Consider the following 5,083-nt stretch of genomic DNA (forward strand, 5'->3'; position numbering starts at 1 on the left):
GCCTTGCAAACCGCAACGACCGCGCTTGCATTTACGATCTCGCGATCTCTTAAATAATCCTCAAGCGCGCCGTAATCGCACTCGCATCTGATCCATCTAAACGCCTTTGCAATCGACGGCGAAACGCATTTGTGCTCACTTAGAGTGCATAGGACGTATAAATTTTTAGGCACCGCAAAATATGAGCGGCCGTCCTTTAAAACGACGCTGGCGCGCGCTTTCTCGCCCTCTTCAAAGCCGTCAATTACATGGGAGTTTTTCGTGCGGATCAGCGAAAGCTCATCTTCCTCGTCGTAGCGGCGATCCAAAAGTACCGCCGCCTCGCCAAAAATTTTATCCAAGCTCGAAGCACTTGCATTGTCGATCAGAAAATAATACTCGCCCTTCGGATCGTTTAGCGCCTTTTTGCACAGCGCCTTAAACTCGCCGCTAATGAAGCTTTCGCCGTAAAATCCGTCGATGAAATCACGATATTCAAAGCCTTCGTGCAGGCAAACGTAGCGGAAATTTTTAGCCGCAAGCTTCTTTTCGGCTATCAAAGATCGCAGCCTGCGGGTTTTACCGGTACCGATCGCGCCGTAAAAGATTGTATTTTTAGCGACCTCTTCGCTTTTGTAGTTTTTCACGTATTCGAAAAATAGCGAGGAGTACACGATCCTAGCCGCGCCCACGACATCCTGCGGATACGGGGTAAATTCCGCGATAAATCGCGAGCTCACCTCGTAAAATTCTTCAAAAATTTCAACCTTTTCGTCGTATAGCAAGGATAAAATTTGCGCGGTTTCATCGCGATAAACGAGCGTCGGAAACTCATCGTTGCACTGCGCAAATATGCTGGCTAGCAGATAGAGCTTCTCGCGCGAAATTTGCGCGAAATCGCCGTCCTCGGCAAGCCCTAAATTTAGCATCCCGTCGTCGCTTAGGTAGCTGTCGATCAGATAGAAATTATCGGCATTTATCGCGGATTTTAAAAATTCCATCAATACGAAGGGCTGATTATGTAGCGCGACGTCGAAAAAATCGATCGCCAAAGCGCTATCTACCGCCGTAAGAAGCCTGTAAAGCTCATCGTAAAAATTGACTAGCTTTTGTTTGAAAATATCGCGCGCGGTACGCTCCTGCGAATAGCTATTGAAATTTTTTACGATATTTTCGATAAAAACATAAAGCGAGACGATGTTTTTGTCCTCGCCGCTAAGCACGCTATCTACGCTTTTTACGGCATTTTTAGGAAACAGCTCCTTTTTGCCGACGATGCGGTCTTTAAAAGCGAAATCGTAATAAAACGCGCTGATATTGGAATCAAAATACTGATCCATAAAGAAATACTCGGCGTGCGCGAACTTCTCGCCCAAAGATAAAATTTTGCAGCTTCTAAGATTGCCGTCGCTGAGATTTATATACAGAGTTTGCAAAAACTCGCTCTCGGTCTCATCAAAGCTTGCGAGGCAGCGTTTGATCTCGCCTAAATACTTTGAAATCGAGGTTTGTTTTTTAAGCCAGAATTGGTTTTTGTTGTGATTTTTCCAGCTGGCAACTAGCGACTCTATCTTTTCCTTGCTAAAATCTTGCATGACTCATCCTTGTAAGATTAAAATTGTGTATTGTACTTGAATTTAAATAAATAATTAATAAAACTCTGATTTCTCGGCGAAGCGCGAAAGCAAAATTTTATTAAATTTACGCGCCCGCGGCGGTAGGAAATTTTAAAATTTACTGCGCGCTAGATCTATCCGCGACCCTGCACCAACGGGACGAACTCGCAGGCGCCGAGCTCCTCTTCTTTGATCTCGCTTGGCGAAATTTTACTAAACCTAACGATCTTTTGCGAGCCGCCTCTATTCATCGGAGCGACCAAAATTCCGCCGATTGCCAGCTGCGCAAACAGTCGCTCGTCGATCCGCTCGGCGCACGCGGAGAGCAAGATCCTATCGAAAGGGGCGAAATTTTTCCACCCCGCGTTGCCGTCGTCGTGGCGCAGGCTAATATTTGAAATCCCGAGATTTGCAAAGTGCCTTTTCGCCTCGCCCACCAGCCGCTCGACGCGCTCGACGGCAAAGACGCGGTGAACCATCCTGCTTAAAATCGCCGCTTGATAGCCGCTGCCGCAGCCGATCTCTAAAATTTTCTCGACCTTCGGATCCACGCTTAGCGCCATCGTCATGCGCGCGACCGTCAGCGGCGAGCTGATCCACTGGCTGGCTAAAATGGGCTGCGCGTTAAGGCTAAAGGCGTGCGCGCCCAGCGGGGCAAACTCGCTTCTAGCGACGCTACAAAACGCCTCAAAAAGCGCTGGATTTAAACTCACCTGCTCGGCGATGTCGTTCGCCATCTTTTCGCAGCGTAGCCGCTCTAGCGAGACCATAGTGCACTCCCGTCCGACCAGACGTTAAATTTAAAGCCACGAAAGTTTCTGCTCTGTTTAAATTCGGAGCCGATAAAATTTTTAAAAATTCCCGAAAGTCCACTCCGCGCCAAAAGAGCATGAGCTGCGTTTTTTAGATACGTAGCGCGGCTAAATTTTAAAAATTTTGCAGGTAATACGCCTTCTGCGCTCATCGTACGTCCGTGCCGCGCCGGACAAGTATCTGCAAAGTATCCGTGCCGCAATGCGGCAGAGCAAAATTTCAAACTGCAAAATCCGCTAAAAATCATCAAAACTCAAGCTTCCTTTGCTGTAGTTCGTGACCTTGCTCTCGAAAAAGTTGCTCTTTTGATCATTAAATTTAGAAAAATCATCGACCCATTTTATCGGGTGTTTCGCGCCGTATCGCTTCTCAAGCCCGATGGCGAGCAGGCGCTGATCGACCAGGTAGTGGATGTATTCTTCGATGATGTCGTCCGTAAAGCCCATAATTTGATTATCCGTGATGTATTTGCCCCAATCGATCTCTAAGTTTCCCGCCGTCTCGAACATCTCATAAATTTTATCCACGTTGCGTTTGTTAAACAGATCGGCGCGCTCTTTGCGGACGGAATTTATCATGTTTTGAAATAGCAGTAGATGCGTGATCTCGTCGCGCTGTATGAAGCGGATCATCTGCGCGCTGCCTAGCATCTTGCCCGCACGAGCAAGCGCATAGATCGAGGTAAAGCCGCTGTAGAAGTAGATACCCTCTAAAATTTGATTCGCAACCATCGCTAGCAGCAGCTTATCGTCGCTAACCTCGCCCGCAAGCTCCTCATAGACACTTGAGATGTAGTCGTTTTTCCTGCGGAGCATATCGTCGTGCTTCTCCATCTCGTAAATGAGATCGGTGTTTTCACAGATCGCCTCGACCATGACGGCGTAAGATTTGCTGTGGTTGGCCTCCTCGTAGGCTTGGCGAGCGAGCACGGCGTTGATCTCCGGTGCCGTGATGTAGGGGTTGATATTATCGGCGAGATTGTTGGTCTGAAAGCTATCCATCGATATCAGCTGGCTCCACACGAGATCGTACATCCGCTTCTCGGCGCTTGTGAGATTGAAGTTATAATCGCGCACGTCGTCGGTGGTATCGACCTCTTTGGGAAACCAGGTGTTGGCCTCCATCAGATCCCAAAGTTTCAGCGCCCATTGATATTTCGCCTTGGTAAAATTTAAAATTCCCTGCGGATTGCCACCGAAGATCTTGCGATCGGTAAGCGTCTCGTCGGAGAAGGGGTTGTAGATTTTTTTCCTATCCATTTTTTGCCTTTTTAAAAATTTAGGGCGTATTGTAACGAAAAAAATCTTATCGAAGGCTTTGCGGGCAAAATTTAAAGGCGTGAAATTTCACCCGTAAAATTTGCGCGGAATTTTATAAGACGCGCACAGCTCGGCAGGAGCACATAGCGGAATTTTGCGACCGAGCGAGCAAAAGCTAAATTTTATACCGGCTGTATACTTGGAGCTTTGAAATGAAATTTTATGGCAAAACTTTGGGGTAAAATTTTATGATGGAGGAATTTTATGATGAAATTTTAAAGGCATGCGGTGCGATTCCATCTATTTACTTTTCGCCAATGCCTGCAGTAAGCACCATTGCGGCAAACGGCGAGGCGGAATTTTATCGAGGCACAATATACGCCGGACAATGCGCGCTAGAAAAATTTCATCGCGTTCATCGCGGCAAGACGCGCGCGGCGGCGTAAATTTAATCAAAATTTCGAAGTTCTATCTTTAGATCGGTGCGGATTTTGCTCGGATCAAAGCTCGCAAGCGGCGCGCCTAAATTACCGAAATTATCGCCGGTGGGTAGAAAGTTTTGTAGATAATAGACGCCACGGTAGCCCTCGCTCCATAAAATTTGCGCCATCTGCTTGATCTTTGCTTCGTTTAAAAAATCGGCATGCACGGTCGTGCGCACCTCAAATTTAAAATTTTGCCGCAGCAAAAGCCTAAGAGTTTGCAGAAATTTATCGTATAAGCTTGACTTCGTGATGAGCTCAAAATCCTGCCGCGGCGCCTTAAAATCAAGCGCGATATAATCGATCAGCCCTAGGCTTAGCGCCTCTTCGATCTTTTGCGGATTTGAGCCGTTGGTATCAACCTTGAGCAAAAAGCCGCGCTGCTTAACTTCGTGCGCCAGCGGGATAAAATCGCTCGCACAGGTGCATTCGCCGCCGCTAAATACGATGCCCTGAAGCTTGCCCGCGCGCGCATCCAAAAAGCGTAGAAACTCTTCGTTTGAAATTTTACCCCGTAAAGTAACGATTTGTGGGTTGTAGCAGTAATTGCAGCGCATATTGCAGCCGCAAAACCACGCGATCGCGGCGATGTGATCAGGAAAATCAAGCATCGTAAACGGCGTGATCTCGTAAATCTGCGCGTTACGCAGGTTTAAGGCTTGCGGCGGCTTCGTATGCGTTTGTTGCATTTGGCCGATAGCGGCGACTAGGCGATCTGCTTTTTGTCTTTTTTCTCTTCAAAAAAGACGCGCTCTTTGTGTTCGCCCTTCTTTCCGATATTAAAGCTCTCTACTGGGCGCAAATAGCCCATCACTCTTGTGTAAACGACGCATTTTGTGCGTTTTGCTTCTAACTCTTTTGGAAATTCCATTCTCCATCCTTTCATTAAGATTAAAATTTAAATCGCTATTTAGGCGCCCTTGCTCTGCTTGGC

Annotated in this window: 5 protein-coding genes; all 5 read right to left on the reverse strand. The window is 47.3% G+C overall.

The genetic code is table 11. The features are described 5' to 3' along the window. On the reverse strand, positions 1-1,574 hold a 1,574-nt coding region (locus tag Q0117_RS05325), incomplete at its 3' end, for a hypothetical protein (protein ID WP_297923486.1). Positions 1,575-1,729: 155 nt separating this feature from the next. Then, positions 1,730-2,365: a protein-L-isoaspartate(D-aspartate) O-methyltransferase gene (locus Q0117_RS05330; RefSeq protein WP_297896800.1), complete on the reverse strand. Its 636-nt coding sequence runs from the start codon at positions 2,363-2,365 to the stop codon at positions 1,730-1,732. Positions 2,366-2,644: 279 nt separating this feature from the next. Further along, positions 2,645-3,667: a ribonucleotide-diphosphate reductase subunit beta gene (locus Q0117_RS05335; RefSeq protein WP_295152816.1), complete on the reverse strand. Its 1,023-nt coding sequence runs from the start codon at positions 3,665-3,667 to the stop codon at positions 2,645-2,647. Positions 3,668-4,115: 448 nt separating this feature from the next. Next, a complete protein-coding gene (locus tag Q0117_RS05340; protein WP_297923488.1) occupies positions 4,116-4,838 on the reverse strand; it encodes an anaerobic ribonucleoside-triphosphate reductase activating protein in 723 nt (240 codons plus the stop codon). 17 nt (positions 4,839-4,855) lie between these two features. After that, positions 4,856-5,020, reverse strand: coding sequence for an anaerobic ribonucleoside-triphosphate reductase (gene nrdD, locus Q0117_RS05345; RefSeq protein ID WP_005869389.1), 165 nt, complete (start codon positions 5,018-5,020; stop codon positions 4,856-4,858). Between the last annotated feature and the right edge of the window lie 63 nt (positions 5,021-5,083).

The organism is uncultured Campylobacter sp., assembly GCF_937997535.1.
Classification (GTDB): domain Bacteria; phylum Campylobacterota; class Campylobacteria; order Campylobacterales; family Campylobacteraceae; genus Campylobacter_B.